Annotated in this window: 19 protein-coding genes and 2 pseudogenes; 9 read left to right on the top strand and 12 right to left on the bottom strand. The window is 71.6% G+C overall.

Annotated elements, in window-relative coordinates; genetic code table 11:
- Positions 1 to 14: 14 nt before the first annotated feature.
- The 4 genes from N8I84_RS32745 to N8I84_RS32730 form a co-directional block, all read right to left on the bottom strand.
- Positions 15 to 1,055: a substrate-binding domain-containing protein gene (locus N8I84_RS32745; RefSeq protein WP_263233030.1), complete on the bottom strand. Its 1,041-nt coding sequence runs from the start codon at positions 1,053 to 1,055 to the stop codon at positions 15 to 17.
- Between the two features lie 17 nt (positions 1,056 to 1,072).
- Entirely contained in the window at positions 1,073 to 2,089 is a 1,017-nt protein-coding gene (locus tag N8I84_RS32740) for an ABC transporter permease (RefSeq protein ID WP_263233029.1), read from the bottom strand.
- Positions 2,086 to 3,603, bottom strand: coding sequence for a sugar ABC transporter ATP-binding protein (locus N8I84_RS32735; RefSeq protein WP_263233028.1), 1,518 nt, complete (start codon positions 3,601 to 3,603; stop codon positions 2,086 to 2,088). Before N8I84_RS32735 ends, N8I84_RS32740 begins: the two co-directional genes overlap by 4 nt.
- Before the next feature lie 121 nt (positions 3,604 to 3,724).
- Positions 3,725 to 4,906, bottom strand: a complete 1,182-nt coding sequence (locus tag N8I84_RS32730) for an ROK family transcriptional regulator (protein ID WP_263234956.1) — start codon at positions 4,904 to 4,906, stop codon at positions 3,725 to 3,727.
- 270 nt (positions 4,907 to 5,176) lie between these two features.
- Between N8I84_RS32730 and N8I84_RS32725 the strand changes: the two genes are divergently transcribed.
- Positions 5,177 to 6,004 carry an NAD(P)H-binding protein gene (locus tag N8I84_RS32725; protein ID WP_263233027.1) on the top strand — a complete coding sequence of 276 codons (828 nt, stop codon included), beginning with the start codon at positions 5,177 to 5,179 and terminating at the stop codon, positions 6,002 to 6,004.
- A 47-nt stretch (positions 6,005 to 6,051) separates the two neighbouring features.
- On the opposite strand, the gene N8I84_RS32720 is transcribed toward N8I84_RS32725, so the two are convergent.
- The 4 genes from N8I84_RS32720 to N8I84_RS32705 all read right to left on the bottom strand — a co-directional run bounded on the left by N8I84_RS32720 (position 6,052) and on the right by N8I84_RS32705 (position 9,420).
- Complete coding sequence (locus N8I84_RS32720; protein WP_263233026.1) at positions 6,052 to 6,729, bottom strand: GntR family transcriptional regulator; 678 nt, start codon at positions 6,727 to 6,729, stop codon at positions 6,052 to 6,054.
- 157 nt (positions 6,730 to 6,886) lie between these two features.
- On the bottom strand, positions 6,887 to 7,834 hold the full coding sequence (locus tag N8I84_RS32715; protein ID WP_263233024.1) for a beta-ketoacyl-ACP synthase III: 948 nt from the start codon (positions 7,832 to 7,834) through the stop codon (positions 6,887 to 6,889).
- 151 nt (positions 7,835 to 7,985) lie between these two features.
- A complete protein-coding gene (locus N8I84_RS32710; RefSeq protein WP_263233022.1) occupies positions 7,986 to 8,114 on the bottom strand; it encodes an MFS transporter small subunit in 129 nt (42 codons plus the stop codon).
- Entirely contained in the window at positions 8,089 to 9,420 is a 1,332-nt protein-coding gene (locus tag N8I84_RS32705) for an OFA family MFS transporter (protein ID WP_263233021.1), read from the bottom strand. The genes N8I84_RS32710 and N8I84_RS32705 overlap by 26 nt, the downstream gene beginning before the upstream one ends.
- Positions 9,421 to 9,656: 236 nt before the next feature.
- Between N8I84_RS32705 and N8I84_RS32700 the strand changes: the two genes are divergently transcribed.
- The 6 genes and pseudogenes from N8I84_RS32700 (at position 9,657) to N8I84_RS32675 (ending at position 17,091) form a co-directional block, all read left to right on the top strand.
- The gene (locus N8I84_RS32700) at positions 9,657 to 10,628 is read left to right on the top strand and encodes a 2-dehydropantoate 2-reductase (RefSeq protein WP_263233020.1); all 972 of its coding nucleotides are present in this window, start codon (positions 9,657 to 9,659) and stop codon (positions 10,626 to 10,628) included.
- Complete coding sequence (locus N8I84_RS32695; RefSeq protein ID WP_263233018.1) at positions 10,625 to 12,544, top strand: molybdopterin oxidoreductase family protein; 1,920 nt, start codon at positions 10,625 to 10,627, stop codon at positions 12,542 to 12,544. The genes N8I84_RS32700 and N8I84_RS32695 overlap by 4 nt, the downstream gene beginning before the upstream one ends.
- A 5-nt stretch (positions 12,545 to 12,549) precedes the next feature.
- Positions 12,550 to 14,372: pseudogene (locus N8I84_RS32690) on the top strand (NADH-ubiquinone oxidoreductase-F iron-sulfur binding region domain-containing protein).
- On the top strand, positions 14,369 to 15,229 hold the full coding sequence (locus N8I84_RS32685) for a 2Fe-2S iron-sulfur cluster-binding protein (RefSeq protein ID WP_263233017.1): 861 nt from the start codon (positions 14,369 to 14,371) through the stop codon (positions 15,227 to 15,229). Before N8I84_RS32690 ends, N8I84_RS32685 begins: the two are co-directional and overlap by 4 nt.
- A 7-nt stretch (positions 15,230 to 15,236) precedes the next feature.
- Entirely contained in the window at positions 15,237 to 16,121 is an 885-nt protein-coding gene (fdhD, locus tag N8I84_RS32680; RefSeq protein WP_263233015.1) for a formate dehydrogenase accessory sulfurtransferase FdhD, read from the top strand.
- Positions 16,122 to 16,371: 250 nt separating this feature from the next.
- Complete coding sequence (locus N8I84_RS32675) at positions 16,372 to 17,091, top strand: SDR family oxidoreductase (RefSeq protein WP_263233013.1); 720 nt, start codon at positions 16,372 to 16,374, stop codon at positions 17,089 to 17,091.
- A gap of 26 nt (positions 17,092 to 17,117) precedes the next feature.
- Here the strand turns inward: N8I84_RS32675 and N8I84_RS32670 are convergent, their stop codons facing one another.
- Both N8I84_RS32670 and N8I84_RS32665 read right to left on the bottom strand, forming a co-directional pair.
- On the bottom strand, positions 17,118 to 17,645 hold the full coding sequence (locus tag N8I84_RS32670) for an isochorismatase family protein (RefSeq protein ID WP_263233011.1): 528 nt from the start codon (positions 17,643 to 17,645) through the stop codon (positions 17,118 to 17,120).
- A 19-nt stretch (positions 17,646 to 17,664) separates the two neighbouring features.
- Positions 17,665 to 18,102 (bottom strand): MarR family winged helix-turn-helix transcriptional regulator, encoded by a 438-nt coding sequence (locus N8I84_RS32665; RefSeq protein WP_263233009.1) that lies wholly within the window; start codon positions 18,100 to 18,102, stop codon positions 17,665 to 17,667.
- An 83-nt stretch (positions 18,103 to 18,185) separates the two neighbouring features.
- On the opposite strand from N8I84_RS32665, the pseudogene N8I84_RS32660 reads away from it, so the two are divergent.
- Positions 18,186 to 19,101: pseudogene (locus N8I84_RS32660) on the top strand (quinone oxidoreductase family protein).
- Positions 19,102 to 19,237: 136 nt separating this feature from the next.
- Here N8I84_RS32660 and N8I84_RS32655 read toward each other — a convergent pair.
- Positions 19,238 to 20,251, bottom strand: a complete 1,014-nt coding sequence (locus N8I84_RS32655) for a bile acid:sodium symporter family protein (protein WP_263233007.1) — start codon at positions 20,249 to 20,251, stop codon at positions 19,238 to 19,240.
- A gap of 186 nt (positions 20,252 to 20,437) precedes the next feature.
- Here N8I84_RS32655 and N8I84_RS32650 point away from each other — a divergent pair, with 186 nt between their 5' ends.
- Positions 20,438 to 21,301: a LysR substrate-binding domain-containing protein gene (locus tag N8I84_RS32650; RefSeq protein ID WP_263233005.1), complete on the top strand. Its 864-nt coding sequence runs from the start codon at positions 20,438 to 20,440 to the stop codon at positions 21,299 to 21,301.
- Here N8I84_RS32650 and N8I84_RS32645 read toward each other — a convergent pair whose 3' ends face one another.
- The gene (locus N8I84_RS32645) at positions 21,302 to 22,282 is read right to left on the bottom strand and encodes an Lrp/AsnC family transcriptional regulator (protein WP_263234955.1); all 981 of its coding nucleotides are present in this window, start codon (positions 22,280 to 22,282) and stop codon (positions 21,302 to 21,304) included.
- Between the last annotated feature and the right edge of the window lie 61 nt (positions 22,283 to 22,343).

Below are 22,343 nucleotides of genomic sequence, written 5' to 3'. Positions count from 1 at the left end.
GTGCGGGTGGAGCGTCACCTGAAGCCGGTGGGCATGTAGCGGTCGACGTTGTCCTTGTCGACGACGGCCGAGTAGAGGGTGATGGAGGCCGGGATCTCGTACTCGGCGAGGCCGCCGACGCCCTTGCCCTGGCCGAGGGCGCGGGCGAGGTCGATCGCGGATGCGGCCATGGTCGGCGGGTACAGGACGGTCGCCTTCAGCACGCTGTTGTCCTGCTTGATGGCCTGGAACGCGGACAGCGCCCCGGCCCCGCCGACCATCAGGAAGTCGTCGCGCCCGGCCTGCTGGATGGCGCGCAGGGCGCCCACGCCCTGGTCGTCGTCGTGGTTCCAGAGGGCGTCGAACTCGGGCTGCGCCTGGAGCAGTTGGGCCATCTTGGCCTGCCCCGACTCGACCGTGAAGTCGGCGGCCTGGCGGGCGACCTTCTTGATGTTCGGATAGTTCTTCAGGGCGTCGTCGAAGCCCTGGGTGCGCTGCTTGGTCAGTTCCAGGTTGTCGAGTCCGGCGAGTTCGATGACGCGGGCGTTCGCCTTGCCCTTGAGCTTCTCGCCGATGTAGTGGCCGGCGTTGAGGCCCATGCCGTAGTTGTCACCGCCGATCCAGCAGCGGTAGGCCTGCGGGGTGTTGAAGACGCGGTCGAGGTTGACGACGGGGATGCCCGCGCGCATCGCCTTCAGCCCGACCTGGGTGAGTGCCTTGCCGTCGGCGGGCAGCACCACCAGCACGTCGACCTTCTTGTTGATCAGCGTCTCGATCTGGCCGATCTGCGCGGCCGTGTCGTTGGAGCCCTCGGTGATCTCCAGCGTCACATCGGAGTACTTCTTGGCGCGGCTCTCGGCGTTGTCGTTGATGGCGTTGAGCCAGCCGTGGTCGGCCTGCGGGCCGGCGAAGCCGATGGTGACGTGCTTGCCGGGCTTGTCGCCGGCGGCCGGTTGGTCGTTCGCGGCGGGCTTGTCGTCCTTGACCTCGTTACTCGTGCAACCCGCGAGGAAGGCACCGGCGGAGACGGCGGCGGTCCCGAAGAGCAGTCCTCTGCGACTGGTGTGTGGCGACATGGCGGTGAACCCTTTCCTCAGGTCGTGCTCGCGGTACGGCGCTGGACCAGCACGGCGGCGACGATGATCGCGCCCTTGGCGATCTGCTGGACGTCGCTCTGCAGGTTGTTCAGGGCGAAGATGTCGGTGATCGTGGTGAAGACCAGGACGCCGAGCACGGAGCCGGTGATGGTGCCGCGGCCGCCGGTGAGCAGGGTGCCGCCGATGATCGCGGCGGCGATGGCGTCGAGTTCGTACAGGTTGCCGTTGGTGTTCTGGCCCGAGCCGGACAGGATGATCAGCAGGAACGCGGCGATGCCGCAGCACAGCCCCGACAGCAGGTAGAGGTACAGCCGCTGGCGGCGTACGTCGATGCCGGCGAGGCGGGCCGCCTCCGCGTTGCCGCCGACGGCGACGGTGCGGCGGCCGAAGGTGGTGCGGTTGAGCAGCAGCCAGCCGATGACGGTGACGACGGCGAAGACCAGGACGAGCGGGGGGATGCCGAGCACGTAGGAGTCGCGTTCGCCGAGCTTGAGGATGCCGTCGACGGTGACGATCTGCGTCCTGCCGTCGGTGATCTGAAGGGCGAGGCCGCGCGCGGAGGCCAGCATGGCGAGCGTCGCGATGAACGGGACCATCCCGCCGTAGGCGATGAGCAGGCCGTTGACGAGTCCGCAGCCCACGCCGACGACGACCGCGGTGAAGAGGATGCCCGCAAAGCCGTACTCCTGGGTGGCGACCGTGGTCGCCCACACCGAGGCCAGCGCGACGATCGCGCCGACGGACAGGTCGATGCCGCCCGAGGTGATGACGAAGGTCATGCCGACGGTGACGACGCCGATCACGGAGGCCTGGGTGAGGACGAGCTGGAGGTTGCGGGTGTCGAGGAACTCGTCCGGTTTGGTGATCCCACCGATGAGGACGAGCGCGGCGAGCACACCGAGGAGGGACAGGGTGCGGACGTCGACGCGGCCCACGAGGGAGCGCCAGGCGGGGAGTTCGGCCGCGGGCACCTTGTCGGCGGTGTCCCGAGGCGGGGAGACGGGCTGCGTCATGACACCGGGCTTCCTTCCATGACGAGGTCGAGTACACGGTGTTCGTCCAGCTCACGGGCCGGCGCGGTATGGACGACGCGGCCCTCGCGCAGGACCAGGACGCGGTCGGCGAGACCCAGCACCTCGGGCACCTCGCTGGAGACCAGCAGCACCGCGAGGCCCTCGTCGGCCAGGCGCCGGACGACCGCGTACAGCTCGGCGCGGGCGCCGACGTCGACGCCTCGGGTCGGTTCGTCGAGCAGCAGCACACGGCAGCCGCGCAGCAGCCAGCGGGCGAGGACGGCTTTCTGCTGGTTGCCGCCGGAGAGGGTGCGGATCGGCACGGCCGGGTTGTCGGGCCGCAGGGACAGCTCGCGGGTAGTCGCGCGCGCCGCGCCCCGTTCCGCGCCCCGGTCGATCCAGCCGCCGCGCGAGAAGCGGGACAGGGAGGAGATCGAGACGTTGCGGGTGACGGACTCCAGCATCAGCAGGGCCTGCGCCTTGCGCTCCTCGGGTGCGAGGCCCAGCCCGGCGCGCACCGCGGCGCGCACGCTGCCCGGACGCAACGGGCGCCCGTCGACGAGGACCTGTCCCGCGGTGGGCCTGCGGGCTCCGTACAGGGTCTCCAGGATCTCGGAGCGCCCGGAACCGACGAGCCCGGCCAGGCCGACGATCTCCCCGGCGCGCACCTCGAGGTCGAGCGGCTCGAACTCGCCCTGCCGGGCCAGACCCCGGACTTCCAGTACGGGCGTGCCGTGCGGCGGGGACGCGGACCGCTCGGGGAAGACGTACTCGACGTTGCGTCCCGTCATCAGGGCGACGACGTCGTGGGTCGGTGTGGTCTTCGCCGGCAGTCCGCCCGCGACGGCCCGCCCGTCCTTGAGGACGGTCACCCGGTCGCCGATGCGGCGGATCTCCTCCAGGCGGTGTGAGATGTAGACGACGGCGACTCCGTCGGCGGTGAGATCGCCGACGATTCGGAACAGGTTGTCGACCTCGTCCGGGTCGAGCGCGGCGGACGGCTCGTCCATCACGATGAGCCGCACGTCGTGGGAGAGCGCCCGCGCCATGGACACGATCTGCTGCTGGGCCGCCGACAGCTCGCCCACGAGACGGGACGGGTCGATCTCCGGATGCCCGAGTCGGCGGAGGAGCCCGGCCGTTGACGTCAGCGCCGTCTTTCGCCGTACGACGAAGCCGGCGGCCGTGGGTTCGTGGCCCAGGTGGACGTTCTCGGCCACCGACAGGTGCTCCACCAGGTCGAGTTCCTGGTAGATGGTGGCGATGCCCAGGCGCATGGCCGCGATCGGCGAGCGCAGCGTGACGGGTTCCCCGCGCCAGTGGATGGTGCCGGTGTCGGGCTGGTGGGCGCCGGCGAGGACCTTGATGAGGGTGGACTTGCCGGCCCCGTTCTGGCCGAGCAGACAGTGCACTTCACCGGCGTGGACGTCGAGGTCGACGCCGTCGAGGGCCCGGACCCCGGGGAACGACTTGGTGATGCCGGACATGCTGAGCAGCGGTGGTTCTGGTGCCATGTGGGTTCCCCTCGGCGGACGTGCGGGCCGGTGTCAGGGCGTGCCGCCGGCGCTGGGCAGGCGGTTTCAGGGCAGGGCAGAGCAGGGCGCTGTGCTGGAGTTCCGTATATGCGGCGGTTGCTTACGCGGGTGAGAACAGGTGGTCGCTGATGAGCCGGGCCGCGCCGATGACGCCGGCGTTCTGGCCCAACTCGCCGAGGACGATGGGGAGATTGCCGGTCGCGAGCGGCAGCGACTGGCGGTAGACCTGGGTGCGGATCGCGGCGAGCAGGGTGTGGCCGAGGCCGGTCACCCCGCCGCCGATCACCACGAGGCCGGGGTTGAAGAAGCTGACCAGGCCGGCGATGACCTGGCCGGTGCGGGTGCCGCCCTCCCGGATGAGGTCGAGGGAGGTGGCGTCGCCCGCGGCGGCCGCGGCGGCGACGTCGACGGCGGTGAGGGTGCCGTTCGTCTCCAGGCGGGAGGCGAGTTCGGCCGAGAGTCCCTGGCGGGCGGCCTCCAGCGCGTCACGGGCGAGTGCCGCGCCGCTGAAGTGGGCCTCCAGGCAGCCCCGGTTGCCACAGGCGCACGGGCGTCCCTCGGGCACGGCCTGGATGTGCCCGATGTCGCCCGCGCTGCCCGTCGTGCCGCGGTAGACCTCACCGCCGACGACGATGCCGCAGCCGATGCCGGTGCCGATCTTGACGCAGAGGAAGTCGCCCACGGTGCGGGCGACGCCCGCGTGCTGCTCCCCCATCGCCATCAGGTTCACGTCGTTGTCGACCATGACCGGGCAGCCGAGTTCCTGGCTGAGGGCCTCCCGCACCGGGAAGCCGTCCCAGCCGGGCATGATCGGGGGTGCCACGGGGACGCCCTCGGGGAAGCGGACCGGTCCTGGGACGCCGATGCCGGCGCCGTCGAAGCCCTCGGCCAGGCCGGATGTCTTCAGCTTGGCCGCCATGGCGAGGACTTGCTCGAAGACCGCGACGGGGCCCTCGCGCACGTCCATGGGCTGGTTGAGGTGGCCGAGCACTTCCAGTTCGGCGTTGGTGACCGCGACGTCGACCGAGGTCGCGCCGATGTCGACGCCGAGGAAGCGCAGGTGCGGGTTGAGCCGGATGTTGTGGGAACGGCGGCCGCCGCGCGAGGCGGCGAGTCCGTCGGCCACGACCAGTCCCGTCTCCAACAGCCGGTCCACCTCCACGGCCAGCTTGGACCGCGAGAGGTCCACCTGGTCGCCGAGCTGGGCGCGGGAGTTGGGGCCGCCGTCGCGCAGCAGCTTCAGCAGCCGGGCCTGATGGGCGTTGGCGGGTCGAGCCGTCATCCGTCTCACGAGCCCCTCCCCGCCTCAATCGGCCTGTGCGCGCCGGTTTCCGGCCACTTCTGTGGCTTGCTTTCGGAGGGAACGTAGCAGCGGCTGCCGGGACTGGGAAGAAGTTGCACAGAGATTACCGCCAACTTTCTCCACTCACAGGACAAAGAACGGGGATGCGTAGACGGCGCACTGGTGCCGTCGCGCACCGGCCCGCAGGATGAGCACGCACCACATCGGGGTCGGGCCGTCCGTGGCCCGGCAAGGGGAGAGGGGGACCGTGTGATTCTGGTGACGGGTGCCACGGGGAACGTGGGTGCCGAACTCGTCCGCGTTCTGGCGGAGTCGGGGCAGTCGGTGCGGGCACTGAGCCGCGCCGGCCGGTCGGAGGGCCTGCCGCCGGGGGTGACGGCCGTGGCAGGCGACCTGAACCGGCCGGAGACGGTGCGGGAAACGCTCGACGGTGTACGGGCGATGTTCCTGATGCCGGGCTACGGGGGTCAGCGGCAGATCCTTGCGGATGCGCGGGCGGCAGGGGTGGAGCGGGTCGCCCTGCTGTCCGGGAGGTCGGCGGGCACGGGCGACACGGGCAACGCGGTCGCCGGCTACCTGATCGAGGCCGAGACTGCGGTGCGGAAGTCCGGGCTGGCGTGGACGTCACTGCGGTGCACGAGCTTCATGTCCAACGCGTTGCAGCTGGCGGACCAGATCCGCAAGGGCGACACCGTGCGGGTGCCGTTCCCGGACGCGTACACGACCGACGTCGATCCGTACGACATCTCGCGGGTCGCCGCGCGCGCCCTGCTGTCGGACGAGTGGGCGGGCCGAGCTCTCGAAGTGACGGGCCCCGAAGCGCTGTTGCCCGCCGATCGTGTGCGCATCCTGGGCGAGGTGCTCGGCCGGGACCTGCGGGCCGTCGGCCTCACGAACGAGGAGGCGCGCACCGAGCTGGAGTCCCGCATGCCCAAGCCGTACGTCGACGCCTTCTTCAGCTTCTTCGTGGACGGCACCCTGGACGAGTCACAGGTGCTGCCGACGGTGCGGGAGGTGACGGGCCGGGAGCCGCGCACGTTCCGGGAGTGGGCTCGGGCGCACGCGGACGCGTTCTGACGGCGTTACTCGGTGGGGCGGACGACGCAGAGACCGGCAGCGCCGGACTACGGCCTCGGTCGTTCGTGGTACGAGCGTCGGGTGTGCTCGGTGTGTTCGCGCATGAGCTGGGTCGCGCGCTGTTCGTCGCGGGCGGCGACCGCGGCGATCAGGTCGCGGTGTTCGATCCAGGACTGCTGCCCGCGCTGCCGGGCGACCGGGGTGTAGTACCAGCGCACGCGGCGGTCGACCTGGGCGGCCAGTTCGGCCAGGACGGCGTTGCCGGCCAGTTCCATGATCTTGGCGTGGAAGCGGGCGTTCATCGCGACGGCCCCGTCCACGTCGTCGGCGGCGACGGCCTTCTCGCCCTCCTCGCACAGCGCCTCGAGGGCCTTGATGCTCGCGGCGTTCGCGTTGGCCGCGGCGAGCCGGGCGGCCTCCGCCTCCAGCAGCGTACGGACGGTGAGGAGCTGGTCGGCCTCCTCCTCCGTGGGCTCGTGCACGAACGCCCCCTGGGCGGGCCGCAGATCGACCCACCCCTCGGTGTTCAGCCGCTGCAGCGCCTCGCGCACCGGCTGCCGGGAGACCCCGAGGTGCCCCGCGAGCTCGCTCTCGACGAGGTGCTGGCCCGGCTGGAGGGCACGCGTGGTGATGAGTTCGAGCAACGCCTCGTAGACACGGTCGCGCAACGGGCCCGGCCGCTCCAGCCTGGGCACCGCTCCCTGCGGCAGTCCTGTCGACAACATCGCGGTCCCCCTCCAGTGCAACGGCGGCGCGGTACCCGGAAAGCCAGTATGAATTGTCTTTCGTCTACAGTCTACGGCGCACAAGGGCGGGCCCTGCGGGGAGTTGGCCATGTCACACGGCCGTCCGACTGGCGGACGACGACCCACGAACGGCCGCTCACGGGCAGCGAATCACCTGTCCCGCGTACGAGAGGTTCCCGCCGAACCCGAACAGCAGCACGGGTTCACCGCTCGAGATCTCCCCGCGCTCCACGAGCTTCGAGAGGGCGAGCGGGATACTCGCCGCCGAGGTGTTCCCCGACTCGGTGACGTCACGCGCGACGACAGCGTTCACGGCGCCGAGCTTCTCCGCGAGCGGTTCGATGATGCGCAGGTTGGCCTGGTGCAGCACGACCGCGGCGAGCTCCTCGGGCGCGATCCCGGCCCGTTCGCACACCCGGCGCGCGACGGGCGGCAGCTGGGTCGTCGCCCACCGGTACACGCTCTGCCCTTCCTGCGCGAACCGCGCGGGCGTGCCCTCGATCCGCACCGCGTGCCCCATCTCGGGCACCGAGCCCCACAGCACGGGCCCGATCCCGGGCTCCTCACCGGCGGGGCACGCCTCGACCACGGCGGCTCCGGCACCGTCCCCGACCAGCACGCATGTCGTACGGTCCGTCCAGTCCGTGACATCCGACATCTTGTCGGCGCCGATGACGAGTGCCCTGCCCGCCGCGCCCGCGCGCACGGCGTGGTCGGCGGTGGCGAGCGCGTGGGTGAAACCGGCGCAGACGACGTTGACGTCCATCGCGGCGGGCTGCGGCATGCCGAGCCGGGCCGCGACGCGGGCCGCCGTGTTCGGGGAGCGGTCGACGGCGGTGGAGGTGGCGACCAGGACGAGGTCGATGTCGCCGGGCGCCAGGCCGGCCGCCGCCAGCGCCTTGGCGGCGGCGTGCGCGGCGAGCTCGTCGACGGGCTCGTCGGCTCCGGCGATGTGGCGCGTGTGGATGCCCACCCGGGTCCTGATCCACTCGTCGCTGGTGTCGACCATGCCCGCCAGGTCCTCGTTGGTGAGCACCTTGGCGGGCTGGTAGTGGCCGACGGCGGTTATGCGTGAGCCGTTCATGGGTGGTTCCCCCTCGTTGCCGTGGGTGTCGGGATCCACCAGTCTGATCAGTGACTCACGGGTAGGGCGGCAGGTGAAACGACAGGAATGGGGCGCCCGGCTTGTCGGCTTCCCGCAGTTCTTCGGACGCCCGAGGATGTGCCTCGCAGTGTCAGCCGGTGAAGAGCTGCTTGGCCTTCAGGACGAGCTCGTACAGGCCGTAGCCCAGCGGCGCCCCGACCCACACCCAGGCGAGGGCGATCAGGGGACGCCGGTCAGGCGGGCTGCTCTCGGCGGCCATCGGCGGCCTCCTTCGGTGCGGGGACGTGGTGGCGGGGGTGGACGGGCCGGACCAGCTCGTTGGCGGCGAAGCCGACGACGAGCAGCCCGATCATGATCATGAAGGACAGTCCGTAGAGGGACGACCCGTGCTTTCCGGCTTCCTTCTGGTGGTCTGCGATCCAGTTGACGATCAGCGGCCCGAGGACCCCGGCGGTCGACCAGGCGGTGAGCAGCCGGCCGTGGATCGCGCCGACCTGGTACGCGCCGAACAGGTCTTTCAGATAGGCGGGGATGGTCGCGAAGCCGCCGCCGTAGAAGGAGAGGATCACCAGCGCACAGAGGATGAACAGCGGCTTGGACGAGTCGCCGAACGACGCGATGAGCAGGTACATGATCGCGCCGGCGCCCAGATAGACGCGGTAGACGTTCTTGCGGCCGATCAGGTCGGAGGCCGACGACCAGCCGATCCGGCCCGCCATGTTGGCCGCCGACAGCAGGGCGACGAAGCCGGCCGCCGCGGAGGCCGAGACCGGGGTGGAGGTGTCCGCGAAGAAGTCCGTGATCATGGGGGCGGCCTTCTCGAGGATGCCGATGCCGGCGGTCACGTTCATGCAGAGCACGATCCACAGGCACCAGAACTGCGGGGTGCGCACGGCGCTCCGGGCGGAGACCTGCACCCCTTCGAAGGCGCTCGGCCCGGCGGCCGCGCCTTCACGGTCCTCGCTGCGCGGCACCCGTACCAGCAGGACGCCGAGCGACATGAAGACGGCGTACGACAGGCCGTGCACCAGGAAGGCGAGCGCGATCCCGGAGTGGTCGGAGCCGAAGGACTGGAGCATCTGCGCCGACCACGGTGAGGCGATGAGCGCGCCGCCGCCGAAGCCCATGATGGCGATGCCGGTGGCCATGCCGGGCCGGTCCGGGAACCACTTGATCAGGGTGGAGACGGGCGAGATGTAGCCGATGCCGAGGCCGATGCCGCCGACGAACCCGTAGCCGAGGACGATCAGCCAGTACTGCTGTGTCTGCGCGCCCAGCGCGGAGATCAGGAAGCCGGTGGAGAAGCAGACCAGGGCGACGGTCATGGCCCAGCGCGGGCCGTTGCGTTCGACGAGCGTGCCGCCGAACGCGGCCGACAGCCCGAGCATCACGATGGCGAGCTGGAAGGGCAGCGCGCTCTGGGTGCCGCTGAGGTGCAGGGCGGATTCGAGCGGCGGCTTGAACACGCTCCAGGCGTAGGCCTGGCCGATGGACAGGTGGACGGAGAGGGCGGCGGGCGGCACCAGCCAGCGGCTCCATCCCGGGGGTGCGACAGGAGGGCTCATGATCCCGAACAGTAGGAAGGCGGACGGGAGTTGAGAACCCTGCGGGTCGACCGTATGCGGTGAGCGGTATCCAGGATGCGCCGAACGGTCGTGCCGCCCGGTTTCCGGTGCTGCACGGACCCTTGCCGAGCCAACTTCCATACTGTAGACAATATTTCGTCGACATCCCGTATCGACCCCTCTCCGGCAGTTCTTGCCACCTCCGCGGTACTCCCTCGACCGAACGGAGTGTTCCTGTGAAAGTCGCAGTTCTCGGCGCCGGTGCGATCGGCGCCTACGTCGGCGCCGCGCTGCACCGTGCGGGCGCCGATGTGCACCTCATCGCCCGTGGACCGCATCTGGCGGCCATGAGGCGGCACGGAGTGCGGGTGCGCAGCCCGCGCGGCGACTTCACCGCGCACGCCCACGCCACCGACGACCCTGCCGAGATCGGCCCGGTCGACTATGTGTTCCTGGGACTGAAGGCCAACTCGTACGCGGCGTGCGGGCCGCTGATCGAGCCTCTCCTGCACAGCACGACGGCGGTCGTGGCCGCCCAGAACGGCATCCCCTGGTGGTACTTCCACCGCCACGGCGGCCCCTACGACGGCCGTCGCCTGGACAGCGTGGACCCCGACGGCGCGGTCAGTGCGGTGCTCGCGCCGGAACGGGCCATCGGCTGCGTGGTGTACGCGGCGACAGAACTCGAAGGCCCCGGTGTCGTACGGCACTTGGAAGGCACCCGGTTCTCCGTCGGCGAGCCGGACCGCAGCATCTCCGAGCGCTGTCTGGCCTTCGGTGAGGCGATGCGGGCGGGCGGCCTGAAGTGCCCGGTCGAGCCTGACCTGCGCAGCGACATCTGGGTCAAGCTGCTCGGCAACATCTCCTTCAACCCGATCAGCGCGCTGGCCCGCGCCACCATGCGGCAGATGTGCCTGCACGGCGGCACCCGCAGGGTCATCGAGATCATGATGCGCGAGACGCTCACGGTCGCCGAGGCCCTCGGCTGCACGGTCGGCGTCTCCATCGAACGGCGCCTCGCGGGCGCCGAGCGGGTCGGCGACCACCGCACCTCCACGCTCCAGGACCTGGAGCGCGGCAAACCGCTCGAACTCGACGTACTCCTCGCGGCCGTCGTCGAGCTGGCGGAGATCACCGGCGTCGAGGTGCCCACCCTGCGGACCGTGCACGCCATCTCGGACCTGCTCGCGCTGAGGAGCGCCGCATGAGGAAACGCGAACCGAAGACCTACACCCGGCTCACCCACCCGCTCGTCCGGGACTCCCGGGACGAGCCCTTCCGCCCGGCGACGTGGCAGGAGGCGCTGGACCGCACCGCCCGGGGCCTCACCCGCAACCGCGGCGCGTTCGGCATGTTCTCCTGCGCCCGCGCGACCAACGAGATGAACTACGTGGCGCAGAAGTTCGCGCGGGTGGTGATGGGCACCAACAACGTCGACTCCTGCAACCGCACCTGTCACGCCCCGAGCGTCGCGGGCCTGTCGGCGGCGTTCGGCTCGGGCGGCGGGACGTCGTCGTACGAGGAGGTCGAGCACACCGACGTCATCGTGATGTGGGGCTCCAACGCCCGCTTCGCGCACCCGATCTTCTTCCAGCACGTGCTGAAGGGCATCAGGAACGGCGCGCGGATGTACGCCGTCGACCCGCGTCGCACGTCCACCGCCGAGTGGGCGGAGAGCTGGCTCGGTCTCAACGTCGGCACGGACATCCCGATGGCGCACGCGATCGGCCGCGAGATCATCCACGCGGGCCTGGTCAACGAGGCGTTCGTGGCGCGGGCCACCACCGGCTTCGAGGAGTACGAGGCGCTGGTCGAGCCGTGGACGCTGTCGCTCGCCGAGAAGGTGACGGGCGTACCGGCCCGCGCCATCCGCGAGCTGGCCCACGCCTACGCCCGCGCCGAGCGCGCCCAGCTGTGCTGGACCCTCGGCATCACCGAACACCACAACGGCACCGACAACGTCCGCGCCCTGATCAACCTGTCGCTGCTCACCGGTCACGTGGGCCGCTACGGCTCCGGGCTGCAGCCTCTGCGCGGCCAGAACAACGTGCAGGGCGGCGGCGACATGGGGGCGATCCCGAACCGTCTGCCCGGCTTCCAGGACATCCTCGACCCCGAGGCGCGCCACCGGTTCGAGTCCGCCTGGGACACCGTCATCCAGCCGCACTACGGTCTGAACCTGACGGAGATGTTCGAGGCGATGGAGGAGGGCTCGCTCCGGGCGGTCTACTGCATCGGGGAGAACCCGGCGCAGTCGGAGGCGGACAGCGAGCAGGCCGTGCGGCGGCTGCGGCAGCTCGACTTCCTCGTCGTGCAGGACATCTTCCTGACGAAGACCGCCGAGCTGGCGGACGTGGTGCTGCCGGCGACGGCGGGCTGGGCGGAGACCGAGGGCACGACGACGAACAGCGAGCGCCGGGTGCAGCGGGTGCGGCGTGCGGTCACGCCGCCCGGTGAGGCGCGTGAGGACATCGACATCCTCTGCGACCTGGCGGCACGCCTCGGCCACGAGTGGAAGTACGCCGACGCGCAGGCCGTGTGGAACGAGCTGCGGTCGGTGTCGCCGGACCACTACGGGATGACGTACGCGCGCCTGGAGGAGCACCAGGGCATCCAGTGGCCGTGTCCGAGCACGGACCGGCTCGAACCCACCTACCTGCACGGTCGGTTGTGGGACACGGATCCGGAAAGGCGTGGCGCGCCCGCGCCGTTCGGGATCGTCCGGCACGACCCGCCCGTCGACCTCACCGACGAGCAGTACCCGATCCGGTTGACCACCGGGCGGCGGCTCGACTCGTACAACACCGGGGTGCAGAGCGGCGGTTACGCCTCCCCGCTCCGGCGCGGCGAGTACGTGGAGCTCTGCCCGGAGGACGCCGAGCGCTACGGGGTCGTCGTCGGCGAGGAGGTGCGGGTGGCCTCGCGGCGCGGGTCCGTGGTCGCCCCGGTGTGGGTCGACACCGGCCTCAGGCCCGGACTCGCCTTCATGACGATGCACTTCCCCGACGAGGTGGACACCAACCAGCTGACGATCGAGGCGAACTGCCCGATCGCGGGCACGGCGGAGTTCAAGGCGTCGGCGATCCGGATCGAGAAGCTGCCCGTCGCAACCATCGTGAGGTGACGCAAGTGGACCTGCACTTCGGTGACAGCAAGCCGACGGACGAGGAACGGGCGGCCGTCGACGCCCTGTTGGGCCCGCCGGAGTCCTCGTGGGAGGGCGCCGACCGTACGGACGCCGACCTGAGGTGGGCCCGCGGCGGGCGCGCGGCCCGGGACCGCCGCGACCTGCTGTTGCCGGGGCTGCACGCGCTCAACGACCGGGTCGGCTGGATCAGCGAGGGCGGCCTCGACTACCTGTGCCGGCGGCTGACCGTGCCGCCGGCCGAGGCGTACGGCGTGGCGACGTTCTACGCGATGTTCTCGGTCGGGCCCCGCCCGGCGACCGTGCTGCACGTCTGCACGGACCTGGCCTGCACGGCCGCCGGGGCGGGCGAGTTGTGCGCCGGTGTCGAGGCGCGGCTCGGCCCGGGCAGCGGAGTGAGCGTCGAGCGCAGCCCGTGCCTGGGTCTGTGCGAACGCGCCCCGGCGGCACTCGCGATCAGGGCGGGTGACCCGGTGCGTACGGCGGTGTCGGCGCCGGGGACGGTGGAGGGGCCGTCCTCGCCGCCACCGCGCCCGACTCGGCGCCGGAGGAGCCGGAGGCGGCGATGGCGGTGCCCCAGGCCGGAGACCCGTCGTTGAGGCTGCTGCACCGCGTCGGCGTCGTCGATCCGTCCTCCCTGGACGACTACCGCGCCCGCGGCGGCTACACCGCCCTGCGCCGGGCCTTCGCACTCGGCCCGGCCGGGGTGATCCGAGAGGTCACCGACTCCGGTCTGCTCGGGCGTGGCGGCGCGGCCTTCCCCACCGGCCGCAAGTGGCAGGCCACCGCGTCCCAGCCCGACCACCCGCACTATCTCGTGTGCAACGCCGACGAGTCGGAGCCGGGCACCTTCAAGGACCGCGTGCTGATGGAGGGCGACCCGTACGCGCTCGTCGAGGCGATGACGGTCGCGGGGTACGCGGTCGGAGCGCACCGGGGCTACCTGTATCTGCGCGGCGAGTACCCGCGGGCGCTGCTGCGCCTGGAGCACGCCCTGGCGCAGGCACGCGCGCGGGGCCTGCTCGGTGACGACGTCCTCGGCCAGGGATACGCCTTCGACATCGAGATCAGGCGCGGGGCGGGCGCCTACATCTGCGGGGAGGAGACGGCCCTGTTCAACTCCATCGAGGGGTACCGGGGCGAGCCGCGCTCCAAGCCGCCGTTCCCCGTGGAGAAGGGCCTGTTCGGCAAGCCGACGGTGGAGAACAACGTCGAGACCCTGGTCAATGTGCTGCCGATCCTCACGATGGGCGCGTCCGCGTACGCGGCGATCGGCACGGAGACGTCCACAGGGCCGAAGCTGTTCTGCGTGTCGGGCAGTGTGGAGCGGCCGGGCGTCTACGAGCTTCCGTTCGGCGCCACGCTCGGCGAACTGCTGACGCTCGCGGGTGCGCGGGAGCGGCTGCGCGCGGTGCTGCTGGGCGGTGCGGCCGGCGGTTTCGTACGCCCCGACGAGCTGGACATCCCGCTCACCTTCGAAGGCACGCGAGAGGCGGGCACGACGCTCGGCTCGGGCGTCGTCATGGCCTTCGACGACACGGTTCCCCTTCCTCGGCTGCTGCTGCGCATCGCGCAGTTCTTCCGCGACGAGTCGTGCGGGCAGTGCGTGCCGTGCCGGGTGGGGACCGTGCGCCAGCAGGAGGCGCTCCAGCGGATCGTGGAGCGTACGGGCGCCGACGCCGCCGACGACGTCGCCCTGCTCCGGGAGGTCGGCCGCGCGATGCGGGACGCCTCGATCTGCGGTCTCGGGCAGACCGCGTGGAACGCCGTGGAATCCGCCATCGACCGTCTGGGGGCGTACGCATGACCGCGATACCGCTGGGGGTGCCCCGCAGGCTCGTCGAGTTCACCCTCGACGGGCAGGAGGTCAGGGTGCCCGAGGGCTCGACGATCCTGGACGCGTGCCGTGCCGCCGGGAAGGACGTGCCGACCCTCTGCCAGGGCGACACGCTCACCCCGAAGAACGCCTGCCGCGTCTGCGTGGTCGAGGTGGAGGGGTCGAGGACCCTCGTCCCGGCCTGCTCGCGGAAGGCCGAGCCGGGCATGGAGGTGCGGACCGGCACCGAGCGCACCCGGCACAGCCGGAAGGTCGTGCTCGAACTGCTCGCGTCCTCGGTGGACCTGTCCACCACGCCCGGGGCCGCCGAGTGGATCAAGGAGTACGAGGCGAAGCCGGACCGCTTCGGCCCGGACGCGGCCCGCGTGGACGAGCAGCCGAGGATCGACAACGACCTGTACGTGCGCGACTACGGCAAGTGCATCCTCTGTTACAAGTGCGTGGACGCGTGCGGCGAGCAGTGGCAGAACACCTTCGCCATCTCCGTCGCCGGGCGCGGCTTCGACGCCCGGATCGCCGTGGAACACGACGCGCCGCTGACCGACTCGGCGTGTGTGTACTGCGGCAACTGCATCGAGGTGTGCCCGACGGGCGCGCTGTCGTTCCGGTCGGAGTTCGACATGCGCGCGGCGGGTACCTGGGACGAGTCGGAGCAGACCCGGACCACCACGGTCTGCGCCTACTGCGGTGTGGGCTGCAACCTCACGCTGCACGTGCAGGACAATGAGATCGTGAAGGTCACCTCCCCGCACGACAACCCGGTGACCCATGGCAATCTCTGCATCAAGGGCCGTTTCGGCTACCAGCACGTACAGAACCGGGGCTGATCAGGACATGGGACGAGTCACGGAACGACGCAAGGTGATCCGCATCCGGGACGGGGCGGTCTCCACCCGGCCGGACACGCTGGTCGCCGAGGAGCCGCTGGAGATCCGGCTCAACGGCAAGCCGCTGGCGATCACCATGCGCACACCCGGCGACGACTTCGCCCTCGCCGCCGGGTTCCTGGTCAGCGAGGGCGTGCTGGGCGACCACCGTGACCTGCAGAACATCGTCTACTGCGCGGGCGCCACGGGTGGGGGTACCTCCCGCTCGAGCGGAGTCGAGAGTGGGGGAGGCTCCAACACGTACAACGTGGTGGACGTGAAGACGGCGCCCGGTGTCGCGATCCCGGACATCACGCTGGAGCGCAACGTCTACACGACCTCCTCCTGCGGCCTGTGCGGCAAGGCCAGCCTGGACGCGGTCCGTACGACGGCGCGCTGGCCGATCGCGGACACGCCCCGGGTGCGGGTGGAGCCGGAACTGCTGGCGGGCCTCCCGGACCGGCTGCGCGCGGCCCAGCGGGTCTTCGACCGGACCGGGGGCCTGCACGCGGCGGCCCTGTTCGCCGAGGACGGCGAGCTGCTCGACGTACGGGAGGACGTGGGTCGGCACAACGCGGTGGACAAACTGGTCGGCCGCGCGCTGCAGAACGGGGACCTTCCGCTGTCCCGCGCGATCCTGCTGGTGTCGGGCCGGGCCTCCTTCGAGCTGGCGCAGAAGGCCGTGATGGCGGGCATCCCCGTCCTCGCCGCCGTGTCGGCGCCCTCCTCGCTGGCCGTGGACCTGGCCGCGGAGGCCGGGCTGACCCTGGTGGGCTTCCTGCGGGGCAGCTCCATGAACGTGTACGCGGGCGAGGACCGCATCGCCCTGCGGGCCACGGCCGCCCAGGGCTGACCGCCTCCCCGCGACACGGCGGCGGGGACCCCGGCCGGCGGGGAGCGCCCCCTGCGCCGCCGGGGCCCGCTGTGCCTTCGCGCCCGAAGCAGCGAACCTTTCGCAGGGCGGGATCTCGGGTCGCCCTTTCCGCCGTTCCGGTGGCGATGCCCTGCGGGTTTCGCCGCGTACGGAAGAGGTCTTGGACGGCGAGGTGCCGCCGGACGCAGGCTGAAACCCCCGTCGGACACAGAGGAAAGGGGCATCGGACATGGGCCTGCGAGGACAGCGGATCGTGGTCGTCGGCGGTACGTCGGGCATCGGTCTGGCGGTCGCGGAGGGGGCCGCCCGTGAGGGTGCGGAGGTGGTGGTCGCCTCCCGTCGGCAGGAGAGCGTCGACGCGGCGCTGGAGCGGCTGCCGCCGGGCGCCGAGGGGCGCACGCTCGACGCGACGGACGAGGCCGCTGTGCGCGCCTTCTTCGAGCGGATCGGCGGCTTCGACCACCTGGTCTACACGGCCGGTGAGTCGCTGCTGATGGAGAGCTTCCTGGGGTCCGACCTTCCGCGGGCCAGGCGGTTCCTGGACACCCGGCTGTGGGGCGCGTACACGGCCGTCAAGCACGGCGCGCCCTCGATCCGCAAGGGCGGCTCCGTGGTGCTGACCACCGGGATCGCGGGGCAGCGCCCGTTGCCGGGCACGACCGTCGCGGCGAGCCTGTGCGGGGCGATGGAGTCGCTCACCCGGGCACTGGCCCTGGAGCTCGCCCCGATCCGGGTCAACGTGGTCTCCCCCGGCGTGGTCCACACCGAGCTGTGGCGGGACATGACCGAGGAGGACCGGCGCGGCCTGTTCGAGTCGAGCGCGGCCGCGCTGCCCGTCGGCCGGGTGGGCATGCCGGAGGACGTCGCGGAGGCGTACCTGTATCTGATGCGCGGCAGCTACAGCACGGGCTCGGTGGTGGTCGTGGACGGCGGCGGGCTGCTGGTCTGAGAGCGTGGGGCACCGGCTCCGACGTGTCAGCCGGTCGTGAGCCGCACCTGCGAGGCGGCCACGACCGATCCGAGGCGCGGGAAGTCCAGCCCGACCGACGCCTGGTGCTCGGCGGCGGTGAAGGCGGCCATGGCGTCCTCGACGAAGACGAGGTCGTAACCGAGGTCGGCGGCGGCACGGGCGGTGGACTCCACGCCGAGGTTGGTGGCGATGCCGCCGAACACCACAGTGGTGACGCCCCGTTCGCGCAGGCGCTCGTCCAGGCCCGTGCCCTGGAAGCCGCCCATCGTCCGCTTCACCACCTCGAGGTCCCCGTCCCGGAGCAGGCCGGCCACCAGGCCGCTGCCGGGCGGCTGTTCGGCGACGCCGGGGCGCTCGACGCGGATGAGGACGACGGGAGCGCCGGCCGAGCGGAAGGCGTCCGCCAGCCCCTCGGCCGTGGCGAGGACGTCCGTGCCCTTGCGTGGCTCCAGAGGCAGGGCGACGATGCGGTCCATCAGGTCGACGAGCACGAGGGCCGTGCGCGCCGGATCAAGTGCGTCAGCTGCGGTCATGACGGAACGTTAGCCGCCGTCAGCCGTCCGTACCGGAAATACGGATCAACAAATCCATGAACCGGTCGCGTTCGGCCGGGGAGAGCGGCGCGAGCAGCGTGTCGTTCGCCTCGCGGGCCGCCTTCTCGCAGCGCTTCAGCAGTCGGGCGCCCTCCTCGGTGAGCGACACCGCGTTCTTGCGGCGGTCCCTGGGGTCGGGCTCGCGGAGGACCAGACCCGCCGCCTGCAGGTCGTTGAGGATGCCGACCAGGTCCTTCGGGTCGAGCGCGATGCCGCGGCCGAGGTCGGCCTGGGCGACCGGGGCGAGGTCGCGGACGGCGGAGAGCACCACGTGGTGCCACATCTTCATGCCCTCGGCGGCGAGGGCGTCGGCCACCAGGGCGCGACCGCGGGCGGCGGCGCGGCCGAGGAGCCAGCTCGGCAGGGAGCGGATCGCAGGGAGGGGAGCTTCGGCCATGGCCGAAGCTTAGCGAAAAAACCGTTGGGAACCCCCACGAGTTTGCGATACCGTTGGGACTCCCAACGATAGCTGGAGGTGCGATGCGTCGCGTCCGGTACGAGTCCACCGGCGGCCCCCTGTTCCTGGAGGAGGCACCCGTCCCGAAGGCGGGCCCCGGCGAACTCCTCGTGCGCTGCGAGGCCGTCGGGGTCACGCTGCCCGTCGTGCGCAAGGTCACCGAGGCCGCCGAGCCGATCGCGCTCGGCGGCGAGATCGCCGGCGAGGTGGTCGAGGTGGGCACCGGCGTCACCCGCTTCCGGACCGGCGACCGGGTGACGGGACTGTGCTTCGGACACGGTTATGCCGACTTCGCCGTCCTGCACGAGGCCATGGCCTCTCCGGTCCCCGGTACGGCGAGCGCCGTCGACGCCGTCGCGCTGGTCCGCAGCGGGCTGGTCGCGCTCGGCGCACTTCAGGCGGCACGCCCCGAGCCGGGCGAGTCGGCCCTGGTCACAGCGGCGGCGAGCGGCGTCGGCCATCTCGCCGTGCAGTTGGCCCGGGTGCACGGGGCGTCCCGTGTCGTGGGCGCCGTGTCCGGCGCCGGGAAGGCGGAGTTCGTGCGCGCGCTCGGCGCCGACGAGGTGGTCGCCTACGACACCCCCAGTGGGGTGATCCCGTCGACTACGCCCTCGACGTGGTGGGCGGCGACCTGCTCGGCCCGGCCGTCGCCGCGCTCGCGCCGGGCGGCGGCTCGTCGCGTACAGCTCGGGCGGCGGCACCGTTCAGGCGTACGACCTGCTGGTGGGCGCCAAATCCGTGATCGGCTTCCAGATGGCACGGATCGCCCGCGGGAAGCCCGAGCTGTACGAGCGGTGGCGGCAGGAACTGTGGCGGCTGTTCGCCGAGGGCGCGCTGAAGCCCGTCGTGCACGCCGAGTTCCCGCTGGAGGAGGCGGCGAAGGCGCACGCGGTCATCGAGTCGCGCGGCAACCTCGGCAAGGTGGTGTTGCGCCCCTGAGCCGCCGACGGCCGTCCGATGACGGTCCGGACGTGAGCAGGCCCGCCCGGGACCACCGCGTCTCGGGCACCGAGGGCCTCACGGACCACCGTGTCCCGGGCACCAAAGGCCTCACCGCGGTCGGCGCAGGCGAACCTCAGCCGGAACGTGTCGCCGTACCGACCGCGGTGCGTGACGCCGCGGCCGGCTCCGGGCCGACCGCCGGGCTGTCGGCGTCGTGGGCCCGGCGCTTGGCGATCACCGCGCAGACCATCAGCTGCATCTGATGGAAGAGCATCAGCGGGAGCACGGCGAGGGAGGCCTGCGCGCCGAACAGGACGCTCGCCATGGGCAGCCCGGAGGCGAGGGACTTCTTCGACCCGGCGAACTGGATCGCGATCCGGTCCTCCCGGCCGAAGCCGAGGGCACGGCCGCCGTACCAGGTCAGCGCCAGCATCACGGCGAGCACCGCGGCCTCGACGACGAGCAGGCCGCCGAGCCGGAGCGGGCTCACCTGGTGCCAGATGCCGCGCACCATGCCCTCGCTGAACGCGGTGTAGACGACCAGCAGGATCGAGCCGCGGTCGACGAGCCCGAGCACCTTCTTGTGCCGGGTGACGAACCCCCCGATCCAGCGCCGCAGGACCTGTCCCGCGAGGAACGGCACCAGCAGCTGCAAGACGATCTCGACGAGCGAGTCCGCCGAGAATCCGCCGCCGCTGTCGCCCAGCAGGGCCGCCGCGAGCAGCGGGGTGATGACGATGCCGACGAGGGAGGAGAAGGAGCCCGCGCAGATCGCGGCGGGCACGTTGCCGCGGGCCATCGAGGTGAAGGCGATCGACGACTGGATGGTGGACGGGACGAGGGTGAGGAAGAGCAGCCCGGTGTAGAGGTTGTGCGTCAGGAACACCGGCACCAGGCCGCGGGCCGCCAGACCCAGCAGCGGGAAGATCACGAAGGTGCAGGCGAGCACGGTGACGTGGAGCCGCCAGTGCCGGAGCCCCTCCAGCGCCTCACGGGTGGAGAGCCGGGCCCCGTACAGGAAGAAGAGGAAGGCGATCGCGGCCGTGGAGGCACCGGAGGTGACGCTCGCGGCCGTGCCCCGCGCCGGGACGAGGGCGGCGAGCCCCACGGTCCCCAGCAACAGGAGGATGTACGGGTCGACGGGCATCCGACGCGGCCATCGCAGGCGTTTCACAGTGCTCCACTACTTCGCTGTACGTCCGGGTGAGGGGCACGATCGTGCCCGGTGCGGGGGCACGGTCGTGCCCTCTCCATGGTCCTCCACCGCCCAGCGATCGGGAATCCCGCATACTGCACTGACTCTCATCGCGTTCCACGATAAGCTGGGGGAGCCATGTACGACCCGTCCCACCTGCGCACGTTCCTCGCCGTGGCCCAGACGCTGAGCTTCACGCAGGCCGCCCGGCGGCTGGGGCTGCGCCAGTCCACGGTGAGCCAGCACGTGCGGCGGCTGGAGGACGCGACCGGGCGGCCGCTCTTCCTGCGGGACACGCACTCCGTGGAGCTGACCGAGGACGGCGAGGCGATGCTCGGCTTCGCTCGGCGGATCCTGGAGGTGCACGAGCAGGCGACGGCGTTCTTCACGGGGACCCGGCCGCGCGGCCGGTTGCGGTTCGGCGCCTCCGAGGACTTCGTCCTCACCCGACTGCCGGAGATCCTGGAGGGCTTCCGGTACGAGCACCCCGAGGTGGATCTGGAGCTGACGGTCGAACTGTCGGGCACGCTGCACGAGCGCCTGGCGGCGGGCCGGCTGGACCTGGTGCTGGCCAAGCGGCGCCCGGGGGACCCGCGCGGCGAACTGGTGCGGCACGACAAGCTGGTGTGGATCGGCGCGGAGCGGCTGCGTCTGGACCCTGACCGCCCGGTTCCGCTGATCGTCTACCCGCCGCCGGGCATCACCCGTGCCCGCGCGCTTCAGGCACTGGAGAAACAGGGCCGGCCCTGGCGCATCACGTGCACCAGCGGCAGCCTCAACGGCCTGATCGCGGCGGCCCGCGCCGGCCTCGGCGTGATGGCCCACTCCCGGGGCCTCATCCCTCCGGGCCTGGTCCGGATCCCCGAACGTGCGGGCCTGCCGGACCTGGGTGAGGTCGACTTCGTCCTGGTGCACGGAGAGCGACAAGGCCCCGCCCACAGCGCGGCCCAGGCACTGGCGTCGACGATCCTGGCGGGCGGCGACCGGCTGCACCGGCGATAGTCACCGCACCGGCCGCGGATACGTGAGCTGCTTGACCCTGCGCAGGAACGGCGTCACCTCCACGTGCTGGACACCGTCGAGGTGCCCCAGGGGGCCGCTCAGATACGCATAGAGGTCCGCCGTGCTCCTCGCCAGGGCGCTCGCCACGATGTTCGAGGTGCCCGCCGTCGCGGAGGCGTGGGCGATCCGGTCGTGGCCGGCGAGCGCCTCACCGACCGAGTGCAGGGCGGCGGGGGCGGCCGTGATCCACAGCATCGCGGCGACGGGAAACCCCAGGAGCTCGTTGTCGAACTCCACGTCTATGTACACGGCGCCGGAGGCGATCAAGGACGTCAGACGGCGCTTGACGGCGGACTCCGAGCGACCGGTGGCGCGCTGCAGTTCCGGGTGGCCGGCGCGCCCGTCCCGCTCGAGGACGGCCAGCAGGGGCTCGTCCTCCGGGCCGATGCGTGCCGGTCCCGGAACGGGTGCCGTACGGGGGCGGAGGGCGGCGATCTGGTCGGCGGTGAGGACGCCGAACTTGCGCACCCAGCCGTGGACGCCGCCGTAGAACCGGTGGAGCACCTGGTGGGCGCGGATCTCCAGCACGCTGGGGGTGCGGGGCAGCTTGCCGAGCAGCAGGTCGTCGTGGTCGCCCTGGCTGCGCGGCCGGGTCAGACAGAGCACCTCGGTACCGCCGGAGGTGAGCCCGACCCAGTTGGTGTCGGGGCGCTTGGCGAGCGCGTCGCCTATGGCCACCGCGCTGTCGGGCGTGCACCGGACCCGCAGCATCCACTGGTCGTGACCGAGCCGGTGGGCGTCGCGGATCGCCACGACCCGCAGCCCGCCCTCGGCGCACAGCCGCCGGTAGCGGCGCGCGACGGTCTGGTCGGAGACGTCGAGGACGGCTGCGATCCGGCTGAAGGAGGCCCGGCCGTCGATCTCCAGCGCCGACAGCAGTTGCAGATCGAGCGCATCGAAGGTGTCGGATTCCATCCGCATCATGGCTTCCCCCGTCGGATTCCGGCGCTCGGATGCCGATGACCCCGTGATCGGCTGCGCC

It is taken from the genome of Streptomyces cynarae (assembly GCF_025642135.1).
Lineage (GTDB): Bacteria > Actinomycetota > Actinomycetes > Streptomycetales > Streptomycetaceae > Streptomyces > Streptomyces cynarae.
This window is presented reverse-complemented; position numbering and strand designations above follow the sequence as displayed.